The 16,958-nt window shown below is 66.5% G+C and carries 17 protein-coding genes; 7 read left to right on the top strand and 10 right to left on the bottom strand.

Going from position 1 to position 16,958, the window contains the following annotated elements:
- The first annotated feature begins 284 nt into the window (after nucleotides 1–284).
- Together ACTZWU_RS16380 and ACTZWU_RS16375 are read left to right on the top strand one after the other, a co-directional pair.
- On the top strand, nucleotides 285–1,061 hold the full coding sequence (locus ACTZWU_RS16380; protein WP_444738435.1) for a sulfotransferase family protein: 777 nt from the start codon (nucleotides 285–287) through the stop codon (nucleotides 1,059–1,061).
- A gap of 34 nt (nucleotides 1,062–1,095) precedes the next feature.
- The gene (locus ACTZWU_RS16375) at nucleotides 1,096–1,746 is read left to right on the top strand and encodes a hypothetical protein (protein WP_444738434.1); all 651 of its coding nucleotides are present in this window, start codon (nucleotides 1,096–1,098) and stop codon (nucleotides 1,744–1,746) included.
- On the opposite strand, the gene ACTZWU_RS16370 is transcribed toward ACTZWU_RS16375, so the two are convergent.
- The gene (locus tag ACTZWU_RS16370) at nucleotides 1,725–2,435 is read right to left on the bottom strand and encodes a hypothetical protein (protein WP_444738433.1); all 711 of its coding nucleotides are present in this window, start codon (nucleotides 2,433–2,435) and stop codon (nucleotides 1,725–1,727) included. The two genes, ACTZWU_RS16375 and ACTZWU_RS16370, sit on opposite strands and share 22 nt — an antisense overlap.
- Entirely contained in the window at nucleotides 2,432–3,190 is a 759-nt protein-coding gene (locus ACTZWU_RS16365) for a putative nucleotide-diphospho-sugar transferase (protein WP_444738432.1), read from the bottom strand. Before ACTZWU_RS16365 ends, ACTZWU_RS16370 begins: the two co-directional genes overlap by 4 nt.
- A 243-nt stretch (nucleotides 3,191–3,433) precedes the next feature.
- Between ACTZWU_RS16365 and ACTZWU_RS16360 the strand changes: the two genes are divergently transcribed.
- From ACTZWU_RS16360 to ACTZWU_RS16350, 3 genes are read left to right on the top strand one after another with little or no spacing between them, the layout of a single operon-like run.
- On the top strand, nucleotides 3,434–4,423 hold the full coding sequence (locus ACTZWU_RS16360; RefSeq protein WP_444738431.1) for an HlyD family secretion protein: 990 nt from the start codon (nucleotides 3,434–3,436) through the stop codon (nucleotides 4,421–4,423).
- Nucleotides 4,424–4,439: 16 nt separating this feature from the next.
- On the top strand, nucleotides 4,440–5,579 hold the full coding sequence (locus ACTZWU_RS16355; protein ID WP_444738430.1) for an ABC transporter permease: 1,140 nt from the start codon (nucleotides 4,440–4,442) through the stop codon (nucleotides 5,577–5,579).
- Entirely contained in the window at nucleotides 5,576–6,712 is a 1,137-nt protein-coding gene (locus tag ACTZWU_RS16350; RefSeq protein ID WP_444738429.1) for an ABC transporter permease, read from the top strand. Before ACTZWU_RS16355 ends, ACTZWU_RS16350 begins: the two co-directional genes overlap by 4 nt.
- 39 nt (nucleotides 6,713–6,751) lie before the next feature.
- On the opposite strand, the gene phoB is transcribed toward ACTZWU_RS16350, so the two are convergent.
- From phoB to ACTZWU_RS16315, 7 genes are all read right to left on the bottom strand, one after another.
- Complete coding sequence (gene phoB / locus ACTZWU_RS16345; protein ID WP_444738428.1) at nucleotides 6,752–7,441, bottom strand: phosphate regulon transcriptional regulator PhoB; 690 nt, start codon at nucleotides 7,439–7,441, stop codon at nucleotides 6,752–6,754.
- 3 nt (nucleotides 7,442–7,444) lie between these two features.
- Entirely contained in the window at nucleotides 7,445–8,164 is a 720-nt protein-coding gene (gene phoU, locus ACTZWU_RS16340; RefSeq protein ID WP_444738427.1) for a phosphate signaling complex protein PhoU, read from the bottom strand.
- A 15-nt stretch (nucleotides 8,165–8,179) separates the two neighbouring features.
- Nucleotides 8,180–8,977, bottom strand: a complete 798-nt coding sequence (gene pstB, locus ACTZWU_RS16335; protein ID WP_444738426.1) for a phosphate ABC transporter ATP-binding protein PstB — start codon at nucleotides 8,975–8,977, stop codon at nucleotides 8,180–8,182.
- A 21-nt stretch (nucleotides 8,978–8,998) separates the two neighbouring features.
- Nucleotides 8,999–10,363, bottom strand: a complete 1,365-nt coding sequence (pstA, locus tag ACTZWU_RS16330; RefSeq protein ID WP_444738425.1) for a phosphate ABC transporter permease PstA — start codon at nucleotides 10,361–10,363, stop codon at nucleotides 8,999–9,001.
- The gene (gene pstC / locus ACTZWU_RS16325) at nucleotides 10,360–11,565 is read right to left on the bottom strand and encodes a phosphate ABC transporter permease subunit PstC (protein WP_444738424.1); all 1,206 of its coding nucleotides are present in this window, start codon (nucleotides 11,563–11,565) and stop codon (nucleotides 10,360–10,362) included. The genes pstA and pstC overlap by 4 nt, the downstream gene beginning before the upstream one ends.
- Before the next feature lie 63 nt (nucleotides 11,566–11,628).
- The gene (locus tag ACTZWU_RS16320) at nucleotides 11,629–12,654 is read right to left on the bottom strand and encodes a substrate-binding domain-containing protein (RefSeq protein ID WP_444738423.1); all 1,026 of its coding nucleotides are present in this window, start codon (nucleotides 12,652–12,654) and stop codon (nucleotides 11,629–11,631) included.
- A gap of 257 nt (nucleotides 12,655–12,911) precedes the next feature.
- Entirely contained in the window at nucleotides 12,912–14,255 is a 1,344-nt protein-coding gene (locus ACTZWU_RS16315) for an acylphosphatase (RefSeq protein WP_444738422.1), read from the bottom strand.
- Nucleotides 14,256–14,339: 84 nt separating this feature from the next.
- On the opposite strand from ACTZWU_RS16315, the gene ACTZWU_RS16310 reads away from it, so the two are divergent.
- Nucleotides 14,340–14,708 carry an ArsR/SmtB family transcription factor gene (locus ACTZWU_RS16310; RefSeq protein WP_444738421.1) on the top strand — a complete coding sequence of 123 codons (369 nt, stop codon included), beginning with the start codon at nucleotides 14,340–14,342 and terminating at the stop codon, nucleotides 14,706–14,708.
- Entirely contained in the window at nucleotides 14,701–15,414 is a 714-nt protein-coding gene (arsH, locus tag ACTZWU_RS16305; RefSeq protein WP_444738420.1) for an arsenical resistance protein ArsH, read from the top strand. Before ACTZWU_RS16310 ends, arsH begins: the two co-directional genes overlap by 8 nt.
- A gap of 71 nt (nucleotides 15,415–15,485) precedes the next feature.
- On the opposite strand, the gene fdhA is transcribed toward arsH, so the two are convergent.
- Nucleotides 15,486–16,670 (bottom strand): formaldehyde dehydrogenase, glutathione-independent, encoded by a 1,185-nt coding sequence (fdhA, locus tag ACTZWU_RS16300; RefSeq protein WP_444738419.1) that lies wholly within the window; start codon nucleotides 16,668–16,670, stop codon nucleotides 15,486–15,488.
- Between the last annotated feature and the right edge of the window lie 288 nt (nucleotides 16,671–16,958).

Genomic DNA, 16,958 nt, shown 5'->3' with positions numbered 1-16,958 from the left:
GCGCTAGCTCCGTTAATAATCAGGATTATGTTATATAATTACGCAACGCGCAGGATCCTGCCGCGCGATATGGCCGAGGCGTGCCGTCGGTGGTACCGGTCGGCGGGCGGGTGATAATTCTGGCCAAAGCCTGGCGCTTCGGTCCGAATGGAACGCTTGAACGCGCGGGCGCATAACCGCATAAGTGGCCGAAAGAGCGGCGAGTTGATCGATCTGGCCGGTGTTTCGAGGCCGGTTCCCAGAGCACCGGCCTCGGCACGAACGGAACCCACAGGGAGAGGTTCATGGTCGAGATTGTGATTGCCGGCGTTCAGAAATGCGGCACCACGTCGATGCATCGCTATCTTGCCGCGCATCCGCAGATCATCGCGGGGCGCAGCAAGGAACTGCATTTTTTCGATGATCCGGCAATCGATTGGGAACGTCCCGATTACAGCGCGTATACCGCGCAGTTTCCCGGTCACCATCCCGGCCTTCTGCGGCTTGATGCGTCGCCTAGCTATGTCTACCTGCCCCATTGCCTTGAACGGCTGCGGCGCTGGAACCCGCAGGTGCGTCTGATCCTTGTGTTCCGCGACCCGCTTGAACGCGCCTGGTCGCATTGGGCGATGCGCCGTCGCCGGGGGGTGGAATCGCTGGATTTCGATGCCGCGATCCGCGCCGAACCCGGTCGGATCGCCGCCGCCGCGCCGGGCGACATCAGCTACAAGGCGCACGCCTATGTTGATCGCGGCCGCTACGGATCGCAGCTGGCCCGTGCGCTGGACGTGTTTGCGGCTGAACAGATCCTGTGCCTGACAAGCGAGGCATTGAGGGCCGATCCGGCATCCGTGCTGGAACAGGTCAGCGCGCATCTCGGAATCGCGCCCTTTGCGCCGCCCGAACGCCTTGCGCTGAACAGCGGCCCGGGTCTGCCCATGGTGATGGCGCCCGAGACGCGCGAGCGGATCTGCGCGACGTTGCGGCCCGACATCCAGCACTTTTCCAAGCTGAGCGGTATCGAAACATGCCAATGGAGCGTATTCGGCCAGCCTGCCGCCGACCACAGGTCGCCGGCATGAAGCCGCGATTGTCATCGTATCGAAAGGGCCGCGTATGCCGAGCTTTGTCCTGAATGGGCTGGAATTCTATGATGCCCCCAAGAATGCCGGGACGACGGTACGGCTGTGGCTGAAACATGCCGAGGGCGCCCTGCCTCAGGCATTTTCTGCCGAAGGCTACTACGCGCTAGCCGGTTTCGGCCTGCCGCAGGACTGGACCGACAGGATCCTTGGACCGCAGCCCTTTTTCAACCCCGGTGCGCCGGGGAACCGGCGCTGGTGCATCCTGCGTGATCCGATCCAGCGTTTCACCAGCGCTTATACCGACAAGATCCTGCGCGAAAATCTTGCTAATTGGAGTGTCGAGACCTGCCTCGTCATGCTGGAAAGCGGCGAGATGGACAGGATCGCGCGCGCCCCGTTCGCCGATCCGACGGAAAGGCGGCTCAAGCTGCTCGCCTGTCACTTTTTGGGCCAGCATGTCTGGTTCGGTCCGGACCGGACATATTTCGACCATGTCTTTCCGATCACCCGGATGGAAGAGGTGCACAGGTTCTGCGAGGAGGAGGTTTTCCGCATGAAGCTGCCGCATTTCCACGGCCGCGACCAGTCCCGCTCGGGGATCGAGCGGCTTGTTCTGTCGCCAGACCAGATCCGCCGGCTGGAACGGATCCATGCCAGGGATTACGAGCTGGGCTGGTACTGATCGCCCACCGACGTGCGGGGCCTTGATCGTGCAAGCCCGGTCTCGGCCTCAAGCGCGGGCAGGCTGAGCGGGCTGAGCAGGCCCCAGGACCGCAGCCGGTCGAGGCATTCGAAATCGTGCGCCAGGAAACGGCGCAGATGCGCGCGCGCAATGTCGGACAGGCACAGCATCGCGGGTGGCGTGGTCGCGCGGTTGGCCTTTTGGCGCAGGCCGGTGCGAATTCCGAACAGCCGCAGCAGGTCGGCGTCCAGCGTCTCTTGCATCATGACCCCCGCGATCTGCCGCGGCCCGACCTGCCAAAGAAACGGATCAAGGTAGAACGCGATGCTTTCGCCCAGATGGTGGATCGCGCGAAACTGGCCCTGCACAAGCGCGTTGTCACTGCCATCAGGAAAGTAAAGCTGCCGGGCCAGGGCATCCATCGTCCCGTAATGCGTCAGGATCGCCTGCTCGCCCGGAAAGCGCGCCGCCTGCGCCGGATCGGTGGCGACCAGATGGTGGCGCCAGTTAAAGGCCGACAGCGCCCGCGCGATCGGGCTGCGGGCAATTATCACATATCGGGCCGCCGGGTCGGGCTGGGGCTGGCGGATGTGAACGACGCTGCCGATCCGGACGCCGCCGGCCTCCAGCGTGGTGCGGCAGGTGCTGCCGCCGCATTTGCCGATATGGATCAGTACCGTCTGGTTCATCGCCACAGGCCAAGGCGGGCGAGCATGGCGATCTTTTCGGCGCCATTCTGGGGCGCGACCGGATGCGCGACGATGGCCTGCGGATCGGGCTCGGTCATCTGCCGGGGAAACAGGTGATGGGGCAGGACGGCGATGGAGACCGGACGATCCCCGCCTGCTGGGACACTGGTGCGGATGATCTGCCGCGAAGCCACGAAGCTCGTGTCGCGGAACGCGATCCGATAGGGGTTGTCGATCCTCCAATCCAGGCCGCTTTCGTCCAGCAGCCGGTTCAGGGCGACCTGATCGTCGCGCTCGCGGCCAACCCGCGCCTCGAACTGGGCCAGAAGGTGGTGAACCGACGTGTTGTTTCGCAGATGAAAGAAGCCGCAGCACAGGACCAGCCCATGCCGGGCGTGGATATCCGGCGGCCAGATCGTGCCTTGGGAAAAGGTCATGTCGGCGTCCGCCGCCTCGATCATCGGCAACGGATCGTGCTGCCAGACGGCGTCGGCATCGGAATGGATCAGCGCCGGGTGGGCCGCCAGAATGTCGCGCAGGATCGCGATCCGCAGCGACCAGAGGGCGCCCTTGTCCGTCACGTCGCAGGGCCGGTAGAGCACCTGTTCGGCCGCAAACGCATCGCGCGTTGCCCCGTCAAGCGCCACGATCTGCACCGGCGCCCGGACGCCCGCAGCCCGAACATAGGCCAGCCAGTTCCGCAGGACCGGAATGTAGCCCGCATTGGCGAATGTCACGATGACTGGTATGTCCATCCCGTATCCTGATCCTGCCCGGATGGCTGTCATGCCGGAAGGTGGCTGATACTGTGGAACTGCGGGCACGACAAGGTTGACCGGCCCCGACCTCTGTTCCCGTTTCCCCCGGATGCGGTCATGTCGACCATTCGCGCCACTTGGAAATATGCCTGAACAAAATGGCGTATCCCACGCCTCTGGAATTGTCGTCCGAGGCCCAAGTGCCTAATCTGGGAACAAAAGTCCCCGGGGGCCGAACCGATGAAACCAGTCCAGTCGCAGCGCAAGGCCGCTGTTCCATTCCTTGTCCTCGGCCTGCTTGCCGCGATGGTGATCGCCGCAATCTGGTGGGCGACACGACCCGGCCCCCTGCTGATCCAGGGCGAGGTCGCCGCGCCGCGCGTGGATGTCTCGGCCCGGACCTCGGGACGCGTCGCGCGGATCGAGGCTGATCTGGGCCAGCGTGTCGAAGCGGCTCAGAGCCTTGCCGAATTGTCGAACCCGCAGCTTGTGACCGCCCACGCCGCCGCTGTATCCGGCCTGGAGGTCGCGCGCGCCTCCGAGGCCGCCGCAGGCGCCACCCGCCCCGAGGTGATCCGCGCCCGCGAGGCCGAACTGGCCGCCGCCCAGGCCGACCTGCGCCTGGCCGAAGAGCAGCTGGGCCGCGACACCGGCCTGTCGCAGCAGGGGTTGCGCCCGCAGGCGGCGCTGGATCAGTCCACGCGCAATCTGGATGCCGCCGCAGGCCGGGTCGAGGCCGCCGAGGCGCAGCTGGACCTTGCCCGCGCCGGCGCCTCGCCCGAGGAACGGCAGGTCGCGGCCGCTCAGGTCGCCCAGGCCGAGGCCGCGCTGGCCCAACGCCAGGCCGATCTGGACGAGCTTCAGATCTTCGCGCCGATGTCCGGCGAGATTTCGGGCCGGATGATCGAGCTGGGCGAGAATGTCGGCCCCGGTGCGCCCCTTTTCACCATCGTCGATCTGGATCAGGCCTGGTTCACCTTCAACCTGCGCGAGGATCTGCTTGCGGGTCTTTCCGTTGGCGACCGGCTGGCCGTCCGCATCCCCGCAATGGAGCTTGAGACCGAGGCCGAGATCACCCTGATCAATGTGCAGGGCCAGTTCGCCAGCTGGCGCGCCACACGCGCGACGGGCGATTTCGACCTGCGCAGCTTCGAGCTGCGCGCCCGCCCGGTCGCGCCGCTGGAGGGCCTGCGCCCCGGCATGTCCGCCCTGATCCAGCTGGGCCGCTAGGGCAATGCTGGCGGTCATGGCACGCGAGTTCCGCCTGCTGCCGCGCCGCCCGGCGCTGGCGGGGCTGGTGATCGTGCTGCCGCTGATCATGCTGCTGGTGCTGGGCGGGATCTTTCGCGCAGGCATTCCCACGGGCTTGGCGGTGGCGGTGATCGACCTCGATCGGTCCGACCTGTCGCGCAGCCTCACGCGGATGCTGGACGCCGCGCCCGAACTGACCGTGACCCATCGCGCCTCTGACCTGTCCGAGGCGCGTTCGCTGATCGTCTCGGGCGCGGTGCGCGGTGCGGTGCTGATGCCGCCGAACCTCGAACGCGACATTATCCGGGGCGAACGCCCCGAGATCGTCACCTTCTACGACAACCAGCACATGAGCGCCGGATCGCTGGTCGCCCGCGGCGCCCGCAACGCCATCGACACCGCGCTGGCCGGCCTGCGCCTGTCGGTGCGCCAGAGTCAGGGCGAGGCGCCGGTTCAGGCCATGGTCGCCCTGCAGCCCATCCCGATGCAGGCCCATGCGCTGTTCAACCCGGCCTTCGACTATGTCCATTTCCTGCTGGCCGCGCTGATCCCGACGGTGTTGCAGATCATCGCCGCCGCCGCGACCGCCTATGCGGTGTCGCTGGATTTCGGGCCGGGGCGGCATCCGCGCGTGCTGATGCGGATGGCGGGCGGCATCCTGCCCGCCATGCTGGGCAAGATCCTGCCCTATACGGTCATCTTCCTGCTGATCCTGGGCCTGTCGGACGTCGCGCTTTACGGCTGGCTGGCGGTGCCCTTGCGTGGGTCGCTGTGGCTGATGGCGCTTGGCGCGGTGCTGTTCGTGCTGGCATCCCAGCTGATCGGCGCGCTGGCCTTCGTGCTGTCGCGCGACATGGGCCGGGCGGCCAGCCTGATCGCCATCATCACGGCGCCCGCCTTCGGCTTCATGGGCCTCGGTTTCCCGCGCGAGGCGATGTCGACCCTGGCCCAGGCCTGGGGCGCGGCCATTCCCGGCACCTGGTATGTGCAGCTGCGCATCGACCAGTCGCTGCGTGCGACGCCCCTGGACATATCCGCCATGTCGGTCCTGTGGCTGGCCGTGATCGCGGGAGTTCTGGCGGCGCTGATCCTGATGCGCCTGTCCCGCCTCGCCCGGCGGGAGGTGACGCCATGAGCGCGCTGGCCATCGCCTTTCGCGCGGAACTGGCGGCCGTGCTGGGCGACCGACAGGTGCGGATGATCGTTCTGCTGGCGCTGGTCATCTATGCGGTTATCTACCCCCTGCCCTACCGGGCCGAACTGCTGCGCGACGTGCAGGTGGTGCTGGTCGATCAGGATGGCTCGACGGCCTCGGCCGATCTGGCGCGTAGGGTGAATGCGTCGGAGGCCGTGGCCCTGACCCACCACGCCTCTGACATGGCCGAGGCCACGCGGCTGGTCCATGAACGCCGCGCTTACGGCGTGATGCTGATCCCCGACGGGTTTGAACGCGCCCTGCTGCGCGGCGATCAGAGCCCCGTCGCGCTTTATGCCGATGCCAGCTACTTCCTGATGTATCAGCGCGTGATGCAGGGCGCCGCCGTCCCCCTGCGCCAGATGGGCGCCGAGATCGAGGCCGGGCGCCTGATCGCCCAGGGCACGCCCCGCGCCGTGGCCGCGGCCCAGGTCAGCCCCGCCGACCAGATCGAGGTGCCGCTGTTCAACCCCGCCGCCGGTTACGCGACCTATGTCCTTCCGGCCGCCTTCGTCCTGATCCTTCAGCAGACGATGCTGATGGGGCTGGCGCTTGCCGCGACGCGGCGGGGGCCGCTGCCCGGTCATCCGGTCTGGCAGCTGATGGGCCGGGCGGGGGCGTGGCTGGCGATCTGGGCGGGGCTGCTGCCGGTCTATCTGATCGTGCTGCCGGTGCTTTACGGATTGCCGATCCTTGGCAATCCGGGCGCGCTGATGATGCTGGGCCTGCCCTTCCTGCTGGCGACGGGCCTTCTGGCGCAACTGGTCGCGGCCCTGTTCCGGCGGGGCGAGGTCGTGCAGGTCGTGCTGCTGGCGCTTGGCCTGCCGTTCTTCTTTCTGTCAGGCTTCGCCTGGCCGGTCGAGGCGATCCCCGCCCATCTGAACGCAGTGGCGCAGGCCATTCCCTCGACTCCGGCCATCGACGGGCTGGTGAGGGTCACGCAGATGGGCGCGACCCTGCCCGAGATCGCGCAGATCCTGTGGCATCTCTGGGCGCTGACCGCCGTGCTGGGCGGGGCCGTCCTGATCGTCGAGGCGCTGCGGACACGGGAACGATCCCTCCGGCAGGCGTGAAAAGGCGCCCCAGAGGGCGCGCCCCGGCAGTCGCGGGTCTCAGCCGAGCGAGTAGCCCACGCCGCGCACCGTGCGCAGCGGGTCCTCACCGCCGTTCCTCATCAGCGCCTTGCGCAGACGGCCGATATGAACGTCGATCGTGCGCGTATCGACATAGATGTCGCGGCCCCAGACGCGGTCCAGAAGCTGTTCGCGCGACCAGACGCGGCCGGGTTTCTCCATCAGGGTGGACAGCAGCCGGAACTCGGTCGGGCCCAGATGCAGGGGCTGGCCCGCGCGAAAGACGCGATGCTCGGCGGAATCGAGGATGATGTCGGAAAAGGACAGCCGCTCGCCCATCGTGGCCGGGCGGGTGCGCCGCAATTGCGTGCGAAGCCGCGCCAGTAATTCGACCACGGAATAGGGCTTGACCACGTAATCGTCGGCGCCGGTCTCAAGGCCGCGCACGCGGTCCACCTCTTCGCTGCGCGCCGACAGCATGATGATCGGGATATGGCGCGTCGCCGGGTCAGCCTTGACCTGGCGGCAGACCTCGATCCCGGACACCTTGGGCAGCATCCAGTCCAGCACGATCAGGTCGGGCTGTTCCTCGGCTACCAGCAGCAGCGCGTCCTCGCCATTGTCGGCCATCACGACGTCGAAGCCCTCGGCCTCGAGGTTGTAGTGCAGGACCTCGCGCTGCGCGCCCTCATCCTCGACGACCAGAACGCAGGGGGCCTGACGCGTCATGGTTCAGCCCTCGCCCATGGGCGCCGCCAGCGCGACGCTGCTGCTTTTGGGGCGCGCATCCTCGGGCAGTTCGCCGGTCACCAGATAGACGACCTGTTCCGCGATCGAGGTCGCGTGGTCGCCCATCCGCTCCACGTTCTTGGCGATGAAATGCAGATGCATGCAGGGCGAGATATTGCGCGGGTCTTCCATCATGTGGGTCAGGAACTCGCGGAACAGCGCGTTGTACATCTGGTCCACCTCGAGATCGCGCTGGCGCACGTCATGGGCCAGATCTGCATCGCGGCGGATATAGCTGTCCAGCGCGTCCTGAAGCATCTTGTTCACGGCCTGGCTCATCCGGCGCAGCGCCATGCCCGAGCCGTCGATGGCGGGCATCTGCGACAGAACCTCGGTGCGCTTGGCCATGTTCTTGGCGTAATCGCCCACGCGTTCCAGCGAGGCGGCGATCTTCATCACCGCCAGCACCATGCGCAGATCGGTCGCGGTGGGCGCGCGCAGCGCGATCAGCCGGGCGGCATCCTCGTTGATCTGGGCCTCAAGCGCGTCGATGGCCTTGTCGCGGCGCCGGACGTCTTCGGCCAGTTCCTCGTCGCGGGTGTCCAGCGCGCTCGCGGCGTCGGTGATCGCGGCCTCGACCATGCCGCCCATCTTGACGACCATCGCCTGGATCGTTTCCAGATCGCGGTCGAAAGCCGAGGAGATATGCTTGTCGCGGTTCATGTCGCGTCCTTTCGATCAGCCGATCCGGCCCGAGATATAGGCCTCGGTCCGGCTGTCGCGCGGCTTGGTGAAGATGTCGTCGGTGTCGCCATATTCCACCAGGTTGCCCAGGTGGAAAAAGGCGGTCTTCTGGCTGACGCGGGCGGCCTGCTGCATCGAATGCGTCACGATCACGACCGAGAACTTCTCGCGCAGCTGGTCGATCAGTTCCTCGACCTGGCTGGTGGCGATGGGGTCCAGCGCGGAACAGGGCTCGTCCATCAGCAGGACTTCGGGTGCGGTGGCCACGGCGCGGGCGATGCACAGACGCTGCTGCTGGCCGCCCGAGAGGCCCGTGCCGGGTTCCTGCAGGCGGTCCTTGACCTCGTTCCACAGGGCCGCGCCGCGCAGGCTGCGTTCGACAATCTCGTCCAGATCGGACTTGCTGCGGGCCAGCCCGTGGATGCGGGGGCCGTAAGCCACGTTGTCATAGATCGATTTGGGGAAGGGGTTGGGCTTCTGGAACACCATGCCGACCTTGGCGCGCAGCTGCACCGGATCGACGCGGCGGTCATAGACATCCTCGCCGTCAAGCAGGATCTTGCCCTCGATCCGGGCGATGTCGATCGTGTCGTTCATCCGGTTGATGCAGCGCAGAAAGGTGGACTTGCCGCAGCCCGAGGGGCCGATGAAGGCGGTCACGGTCTTGTCGAGGATCTCGACATTTACGTCCTTGATGGCGTGCTTGTCGCCGTAATAGACCTGCACGTCGCGGGCCGAGATCTTGACGTCCGTCTGTGTCACGGCGCTCTCCGTTCGGGTGGTGTCATACATGTATAAGCTCCTCGAGGCCGGTTACCAACGACGCTCGAACTTTCGGCGCAGATAGATGGCCAGCAGGTTCATGCACAGAAGGAAGATCAGCAGCACGATGATCGCGCCGGATGCCCGTTCGACAAAGGCCGGATCGCTGCGCTGCGTCCAGTTATAGACCTGCACCGGCAGGGCCGAGGCGGGGTCGAACAGCCCCTCGGGGGGGGCGGCGGGATATTCGCGCACGAAGGCAACCATGCCGATCAGCAGCAGCGGCGCGGTCTCGCCCAGGGCCTGCGCCAGGCCGATGATCGTGCCCGTCAGGATGCCCGGCATGGCCAGGGGCAGGACATGGTGGAACACGGTCTGCATCTTCGAGGCCCCCACCCCAAGCGCCGCGTCGCGGATCGAGGGCGGCACCGATTTCAGCGCCGCGCGCGTCGCGATGATGATCGTGGGCAGGGTCATCAGCGTCAGCACCAGGCCGCCCACGATGGGCGCCGATTGCGGCAGGCCGACAAAGTTGATGAAGACCGCAAGGCCCAGGATACCGAAGACGATGGACGGCACTGCGGCAAGGTTCGAGATGTTGACCTCGATGATGTCGGTGATGCGGTTCTTGGGCGCGAATTCCTCGAGATAGATCGAGGCGGCGACCCCGATCGGCACCGCAAGGAACAGCACCACCAGCATCATGTAGAGCGAGCCCAGCATCGCCACGCCGACGCCCGCGGCCTCGGGGCGCTGGTCGGATGCGTCGGCACTGGTCAGGAATTCGCGGTTGAAGCGCGTCACCAGCAGCCCCTCGTCGCGCAGCGCATCGGCCAGCAGCAATTGCTGGACCGAGACGTTGCTGTCCCGCTCGGCCGATTGCAGCGTGACGCGGCCCTTGAAGTAGCCGTCGATGCGGCCGTTCACCAGCACGTTCACCTCGATCGTCTGGCCCACCAGTTCGGGATCGGCCAGCACCCGGTTGCGTAGCTGCGCCGACGCATCGCGCGAGATCAGGCCGTCCACGTCGCCATCCTGCAGGCCGGGGATCTGCAGGTTCAGGTCGGCCACCGCGCGGTCCAGCGCCCGGTCCAGCACCTGCCCGTAGGACAGGGTCAGCACGCCGGCCATCTGCGCGGGGTCACGGTTTCCCTGCGGGTCAAGGATGTCGGCATCCAGCGTCACCGGGATCGACAGATAGGTCTGGCGGAACGCGCCCGAGCCGTCGCGGATGATCGTCGTCACCAGAAAGGCCAGCGCAAGGACCGCAATCAGGATGGCGGTCAGCCCATAGGCGCGGAACCGTTTTTCGGCGGCGTTGCGGCGGCGGGTGCGCGCGTCCTTCTGGTACAGCGAGCCGCTGTCGGGGCGCGCGGACGGGTCCGCGTTCATGGGGTCCGAGGACAGGTCGGTCATTCGTACTGCTCGCGATACTTGCGCACGATATAAAGCGCGATGACGTTCAGCCCGAGCGTGATGACGAACAACGTCAGGCCCAGGGCGAAGGCGACCAGCGTCTCGGGCGACGAGAAGTCGTTGTCGCCGGTCAGCTGGCTGACGATCTTGACCGTGATGGTGGTCATCGCCTCGAAGGGATTGCCGCTGATCGTGGCGGCGGCGCCCGCGCCCAGAACCACGATCATCGTCTCGCCGATGGCGCGGCTGGCGGCCAGCAGGATGGCGCCGACGATGCCCGGCAGGGCGGCGGGCAGCACGACGCTGCGGACCGTCTCGGACGGGGTCGAGCCGAGACCAAGCGCCCCGTCACGCAGGCTTTGCGGCACGGCATTGATGATGTCGTCGGAAAGCGAGCTGACAAAGGGGATCAGCATGATCCCCATGACCAGCCCGGCGGTCATCACCGAACTGGCGCTGCTGCCCAGACCTGTGGGTTGCGCGATCCAGTCGCGCAGCAGCGGGCCGACCGTCACCAGCGCGAACAGGCCGTAGACGATGGTCGGAATGCCCGCCAGAACCTCGACCACGGGCTTGGCGACGCTGCGAAAGCGCGGCCCGGCATATTCCGACAGATAGATCGCGGCCAGAAGGCCGATGGGCACAGCAACCAGCAGCGCGATGAAGCTGACATAAAGCGTGCCCCAGAGCAGCGGCAGCATCCCCAGACGCGAATTGCCCTCGAAGCGGGGCGACCATTCGGTGCTGAAGAAGAACTGGCGGATGCTGTATTTCTCGAAGAAGCTGATCGTCTCGAAAACCAGCGACAGCACGATGCCGACGGTCGTGGCGATGGCGATCAGCGAGCAGAACATCATGATGCCCAGCACCATCCGCTCGACCGTGTTGCGGGCGCGGAACTCGGTCCCGACGCGTGTGACGGCCCAGCCCAGACCGGCCACCGCCGCCCCAAGCGCCAGAAGCCCGGCGACCCCCCCGCCCTCGACCGGGACGATCCCGGCCATGCGCGCGAAGGCGGCCAGCGCCAGCACCGTCAGCGCGGGCAGCATCACCGCCAGCGCGACATTCGCGCCGTGATAGGTGGGACGGCTGTGCAACTGCCGCACATCACCGCCCGACGCAGAAAAGGCGCGGCTGCGACCAACGAAAAAACCCGCCGCGGCCAGAAGCATGGCGGCAAGCAGGGACCAGGACAGGGGCATCCGTCGAACCTCGGGCGGTCAGGAGGGGAACAAGGGCCGGCTGCGCGCCGGCCCTTCCGGTGGTTACTGCATGGTCACTTCGTCTGCGACCGCCTGCTGGACCGAAGCCAGCTCGGGGTCCGAGACCAGGCCATAGGCGGCCAGCGGGCCGTTCGCGCCGGCGATGGCGTCCGCGACGAAGAATTCGGCGAACTCCTTCAGGCCCGGGATGACGCCGATATGCGCCTTCTTGACGTAGAAGAACAGCGGGCGCGAGACCGGGTATTCGCCCGAGGCGATGGCCTCGGTGGTCGGCACGACGCCGTTGATCGTCGCCACGCGCAGCGTGTTGGTGTTGTTTTCGTAGAAGGACAGACCGAAGACGCCGATGCCGTTGGGCGAGCTGCCGATCCGGGCCAGGGTCTCGGTGTAGTCGCCGTCGATGTCGATCGAGCGGCCATCGGTCCGCAGACGGACGCAGGCTTCCTTGGCGTCTTCCTCGCTCAGTTCGGCCTCGAAGACCTCCTTGGCGCCGGAATCGGCGCAGCCCTGGATGATCACCTTCTCTTCGAAGACTTCGCGGGTGCCGTGACGGGTGCCCGGAACGAAGACCAGGATTTCCTGATCGGGCAGGTCCGCGTTCACTTCGGTCCAGTTGGCGGCGGTGTTGTCCACCACCTTGCCATCGACCACGCGGCGCGCGGCCAGGGCGTTGAAAACATCGGCGGGGGTCAGCGCGAATTCGTTGCCCTCCACCGCCGAGGCAAAGACGATCCCGTCATAGCCGAAGCGGACTTCCATGATGTCGGTGACACCATTGGCCGCGCATTCGGCGATTTCGGTTTCGCGCATCGAGCGGCTGGAATTCGCGATGTCGATCGTGTTCGGACCGACGCCTTCGCAGAAGCGGCGCAGACCGGTGGACGACCCGCCCGATTCGATGACCGGAGTGGCAAAGTCGGTGTTCTCGCCGAACAGTTCCGCCACAATGGTCGAATAGGGCAGCACGGTGGACGAGCCGGCGACCTGGACCTGGTCACGCGCCGAGGCGGCCGTGGCGGTCAGGGCGATGACGGACAGCGCGGTCGCGCCGAGGCCGAGGAATTTCATGTGTCGTCTCCTGTGGAGTGGGTCGATGCACGCTGACCTATTACGCGTTTGTAACGACGACGCCAAATTCGTGTGACAGAACTGTGACAGAGCGTCAGAAGCTCGCCGGTTTGCCAGCGACCCCAAGGACTTGGCGCCCTCGGGACGAAGCAGGTTCGCGTCGGGGACGCGCGGTCCGGTAGGATCGCGCCCCTGCGCAAGGCGGCTTGAGGGTCAAAGATCGCGAATCGTTTCGTGGATCCGCCGTCGCGGTGCGGTCAGCCGCGGCCCGCATCCGCGATCTTCAGCCCGTGGGCGGTGATCGGCGGGTGAGGTGCGCGCTCGACCTGCGAGGGCGCGGCCTTTTTCGGACCCAAGGCGCAACGCAGGGCCAATTCGTCCAAGGCCGTGCGGCTGCCCTGCACCACCGCTCTCACCCGCCCATCCGGCAGGTTCCTACACTCACCCGAAACGCCCAGCAGCGCAGCCTCGCCGCGCAGCCAAGCCCGGAAGCCCACGCGCTGAACCACGCCCGAGATCAGGAATTCCTCGGTTGCGAGGGGCGCCCTGCCCGCTTCGGGAAAGACGTAGTCGATGACCGCGCCTGCGACATCCAGCGTCGGGGCGCCGTGATCCAGCGTGGTGAACTGATGCACCGCCAGATCGCAATTCGGATTGATCTCGATCACGCCGAGCGACTGACCGGCGGCGGGCCGGGTGATGTCCTCGGCCATCAGGTCGATTCCGCAGAAGGTCAGGCCGGGAATGGCACGCCAACAGGCCTCGGCGATGGCGCGGAAATCGGGATGGACCTTGTCCGTCACGTCCAGATTGTCGCCGCCCATGCTGACATTTGCGACGCGCTTCAGCACGATGACCGCGCCCTTTTCCGGCACGCTGGAGGGTGTCAGACCCGCCTGCGCCAGGACGATCATCGTCTGCTCGTCGATCCGGATCATGTTGTCGCGGATATAGGGCAGCTTCCGGCGGGTTCGGTTCTTGGCCTCGATCAGCGCCTCGATGCTGCTGGTGCCGTCGCCCGTCACGCTGGCGGGAAAGCGCGCGACCGCCCCGACGAAGCGGCCGCCCACCACGAACACCCGGTAATCGGCGCCTTCGACATGGGTCTCGATCAGCACCTTGTCGCTGCCCGCAAGCCGGATCGCGTCCAGAAAATCGGCCTTTGACGCGATCCCGCTGGAGACGCCGCGCCCGCCATAGCCCGAAGCCGGCTTGACCACGACGCGCCGGTCCGCGTGGCGTTCATACCAGTCGCTTGCCGTATCGATGTCGGCTGCGGCGATCAGCAGGCCCGACGGCACCGGCACGCCTGCCTGTTGCAACCGCGCTTTCGTCAGGCTCTTGTCATAGGCGACGCGCAGCCCGGCCGAGGTCGTGGTGGGCGGCATGTTGCGATAGAAGCGCACCACCCGCCTGCCATCCGATGCGATCCAGCGTTCGTCATCGCCTTCGATCACGCGGACGGCGATGTCGCGCTGATAGCAGGCCCTGCGCAAAAGCGTGCGGTGGACGCTGGCGGTGTGGGGCAGGAAACCCTCGGGCAGATCGAAGGGCGCGGCAGAGCCGCCGAAATGCGCAAGCATGTTGATGGTCTCGTCCATAATGGCCCCCCTGTTCCTGCCTCTGGGTTCTGTGGGGCATTCGGTAGGAGGCTGCAAGCGCCTGCGGCAAGGCGATTGAATCTGTTGAAACAGGTCTATACTTCCAGAAATATGGAATCCAAAGAAGCGATCGCGGCTCTGTCCGCCCTGGCCCAGGAAACCCGTCTTGCCGTGTTCCGCCTGTTGGTGGTCGCCGGACCAGAGGGCATGGCCGCCGGCCAGATCGCCGCCGCGATGAAGGCGCCTGCCAATACGATCTCGACCAATCTGTCGATCCTCGCGGCGGCGGGGCTGGTCCGCTCGCAGCGCGAAGGGCGCAGCATCCGCTATTTCGCGCGGATGAAGGGGATGTCGGCGCTTGTAACCTATCTGCTCCGCGATTGCTGTCGCGGCGGCTCCGACCCTTGCCTGCTGCCGCAGCATGTCGAACCACAAGGATCAATCCGTGACTGACTTGCCGAATGTCCAGCCGGGCCTGCTGCGCGCGCCCGACCCCGCCGCCCTGTTGCCGCAGCCCCCCTCGACCCATCGCCCCCGGCTGCTGATGCTCTACGGATCGTTGCGCGAACGCAGCTATTCGCGCCTTGTCACCGCCGAGGCCGCACGCATTCTGGAAGCGCTTGGCGCCGAGCCGCGCATCTTCGACCCCGAGGGTCTGCCGCTGCCCGACGCCGCCGGAGCCGATCATCCCAAGGTGGCTGAACTGCGCGATCTGGTCGGCTGGTCCGAGGGGATGGTCTGGTGCTCGCCCGAACGACACGGCGCGATGACCGGCGTGATGAAGGCCCAGATCGACTGGATTCCCCTGTCCCTCGGCGGGGTGCGCCCGACGCAGGGCAAGACGCTGGCGGTGATGCAGGTCTGCGGGGGCAGCCAGAGCTTCAACACGGTGAACCAGTTGCGCATCCTCGGGCGCTGGATGCGGCTTCTGACCATTCCGAACCAATCCTCGGTCGCCAAGGCCTGGGATGAATTCGACGAGGCCGGACGCATGAAGCCCTCGCCCTTTTACGACCGGATCGTCGATGTGATGGAGGAACTGGTCCGCTTCACCCTGCTGACCCGCGACATCCGCGAGACGCTGGTCGATCGCTATTCCGAACGGGTCGAAAGCCACGAGGCCCTGTCGCGGCGCGTGAACCAGAGCAACGCGGTCTAGATCCGGCGCACGCGTCATGACGACCCGGCCGGATGGGAATAGGGCGCGCCGCTGACGGCGCGCCCCGGTGGTCAGGCGGCCAGCATCCCGTGCGGGTCCAGCACGAACTTCTTGGCGACGCCACGGTCGAAGCTCTCGTAGCCCTGAACCGCATCCTCAAGCGAGATGACGGTCGCGTTCACGATCTTGGCGATGGGCAGGCGGTCATGCAGGATGGCCTGCATCAGCTGGCGGTTATACTGCAGCACAGGGGTCTGGCCGGTGTGGAAGCTCTGCGCCTTGGCCCAGCCGAGGCCGAAACGCATCGACAGGCTGCCCTGTTTCGCCGCATCGTCCACCGCGCCCGGATCCTCGGTCACATAAAGGCCGGGAATGCCGATCTGGCCCGCCGCGCGGGTGATTTCCATCATCTGGTTCAGCACGATGGCAGGCTGCTCGCCACCGGCATGGCCGCGCGCCTCGAAGCCCACGGCGTCGATGGCGGCATCGACCTCGGGGCTGCCAGTGATCTGGGCGATCATCTCGGGCAGGTTGTCGCCCGCCGACAGATCGACCGGGGCAAAGCCCATCTTGGCCGCATGGTCCAGCCGCTCCTTGTTGAAATCGCCGATCATCACGATCGCCGCGCCAAGGATCTGCGCCGAGGCCGCAGCCGCCAGACCGACCGGCCCCGCCCCCGCAACGTAGACAACCGAGCCGACGCCCACGCCCGCCTTCCAGGCGCCGTGGAACCCGGTCGGCAGGATGTCCGACAGCATCGTCAGGTCGCGGATCTTCGACATGGCGCGGTCACGGTCGGGGAATTTCAGCAGGTTGAAATCGGCGTAAGGCACAGTGACATAGCGCGCCTGCCCGCCGATCCAGCCGCCCATATCCACATAGCCATAGGCACCGCCGGCCCGCGACGGGTTCACCGTCAGGCAGACACCGGTATCGCCCGACCGGCAGCAGCGGCAGCGCCCGCAAGCCACGTTGAACGGGACCGAGACGATGTCGCCGATCTCCAGCATCTCGACATCGGCGCCCTTCTCGATCACCTCGCCGGTGATCTCATGGCCGAGGATCAGCCCCGGCTCGGCGGTGGTGCGGCCACGCACCATGTGCTGGTCCGAGCCGCAGATGTTGGTCGAAACGACCTTCAGGATCACCGCATGTTCGATCTTGCGGCCGTCGGGGGCCTGCATCTTCGGATCGGCGATGTCCTGCACCTCGACCTTGCCGGGTCCGATATAGACGACGCCTCTGTTCGTGCTCATTTGCCTTCCTCCTCTTGGCAATTGACGGTCTGGAAAAAACGGCTCAGGGATTTGCCCCTGCCCGGCCCTCTGCGCGTCTCCCGGCCCTCCGTGCCGGGTCTGTCGCAGGGTCGATGCGGCCCGAAAGCCGGGGGGCCAGGGTTCCCTCTGGTACGAGGATCGCGCGGCGGGGCACGGGCTGGCAATCGTCCAAATTCTCACCCTGGCTTAGTTGCGTTCACCTCATGGAAACGCGCGGGGGCGGCATCCGCCCCCGCGCGCTTTCATCACATATTCGGGTAATTCGGC

It is taken from the genome of Paracoccus sp. NSM (assembly GCF_052379855.1).
In the GTDB taxonomy this organism is placed as follows: domain Bacteria; phylum Pseudomonadota; class Alphaproteobacteria; order Rhodobacterales; family Rhodobacteraceae; genus Paracoccus.
This window is presented reverse-complemented; position numbering and strand designations above follow the sequence as displayed.

Coding starts and splice junctions, on each gene's coding strand:
- ACTZWU_RS16380 (WP_444738435.1), top strand. CDS start 285: ATGGTCGAGATTGTGATTGCCGGCGTTCAGAAATGCGGCACCACGTCG.
- ACTZWU_RS16375 (WP_444738434.1), top strand. CDS start 1,096: ATGCCGAGCTTTGTCCTGAATGGGCTGGAATTCTATGATGCCCCCAAG.
- ACTZWU_RS16370 (WP_444738433.1), bottom strand. CDS start 2,435: ATGAACCAGACGGTACTGATCCATATCGGCAAATGCGGCGGCAGCACC.
- ACTZWU_RS16365 (WP_444738432.1), bottom strand. CDS start 3,190: ATGGACATACCAGTCATCGTGACATTCGCCAATGCGGGCTACATTCCG.
- ACTZWU_RS16360 (WP_444738431.1), top strand. CDS start 3,434: ATGAAACCAGTCCAGTCGCAGCGCAAGGCCGCTGTTCCATTCCTTGTC.
- ACTZWU_RS16355 (WP_444738430.1), top strand. CDS start 4,440: ATGGCACGCGAGTTCCGCCTGCTGCCGCGCCGCCCGGCGCTGGCGGGG.
- ACTZWU_RS16350 (WP_444738429.1), top strand. CDS start 5,576: ATGAGCGCGCTGGCCATCGCCTTTCGCGCGGAACTGGCGGCCGTGCTG.
- phoB (WP_444738428.1), bottom strand. CDS start 7,441: ATGACGCGTCAGGCCCCCTGCGTTCTGGTCGTCGAGGATGAGGGCGCG.
- phoU (WP_444738427.1), bottom strand. CDS start 8,164: ATGAACCGCGACAAGCATATCTCCTCGGCTTTCGACCGCGATCTGGAA.
- pstB (WP_444738426.1), bottom strand. CDS start 8,977: ATGTATGACACCACCCGAACGGAGAGCGCCGTGACACAGACGGACGTC.
- pstA (WP_444738425.1), bottom strand. CDS start 10,363: ATGACCGACCTGTCCTCGGACCCCATGAACGCGGACCCGTCCGCGCGC.
- pstC (WP_444738424.1), bottom strand. CDS start 11,565: ATGCCCCTGTCCTGGTCCCTGCTTGCCGCCATGCTTCTGGCCGCGGCG.
- ACTZWU_RS16320 (WP_444738423.1), bottom strand. CDS start 12,654: ATGAAATTCCTCGGCCTCGGCGCGACCGCGCTGTCCGTCATCGCCCTG.
- ACTZWU_RS16315 (WP_444738422.1), bottom strand. CDS start 14,255: ATGGACGAGACCATCAACATGCTTGCGCATTTCGGCGGCTCTGCCGCG.
- fdhA (WP_444738419.1), bottom strand. CDS start 16,670: ATGAGCACGAACAGAGGCGTCGTCTATATCGGACCCGGCAAGGTCGAG.